The 341-nt window shown below is 65.4% G+C and carries 1 protein-coding gene; it reads right to left on the bottom strand.

Annotation, left to right across the window (positions count from 1 at the left end):
* Window positions 1-341, bottom strand: a 341-nt coding sequence (locus tag C662_RS19660; RefSeq protein ID WP_002934873.1) for an Ig-like domain-containing protein, incomplete at both ends; no start/stop codon positions are given.

Here is a 341-nt window from a genome sequence, read left to right as displayed (position 1 = left end):
CTATCGCCACTGCCGGCGTTGCCGGCCACGTCGGTGTAGCTGCCGGCGGGGACTTCGACGGTCACCGTGCCTTCAAAGCCGGCGGCCGGAGTCAGATCAGCCGTCCAGCGCGTCGGGTCGGTCGGATCCTGGACCAGGTTGGAAATCGAACCGTTGGTCACAACGACGTCGCTCGACTCAAAGCCCACCGGCGGCTCGCTGAACACGAAGCTCACCGTGCCATCCGGGTTGATCGTGACATTGACGCTCGGCGCGAGCGTGTCGACTGCCGTACTGTCGCTATCGCCGCTACCGGCATTGCCAGCCACGTCGGTGTAGCTACCTGCCGGGACTTCGACGGT

It is taken from the genome of Thauera sp. 28 (assembly GCF_000310145.2).
GTDB lineage: Bacteria > Pseudomonadota > Gammaproteobacteria > Burkholderiales > Rhodocyclaceae > Thauera > Thauera mechernichensis.
Note: the sequence above shows the minus strand (reverse complement) of the source record. Positions and strands in the feature narration are given on the sequence as shown.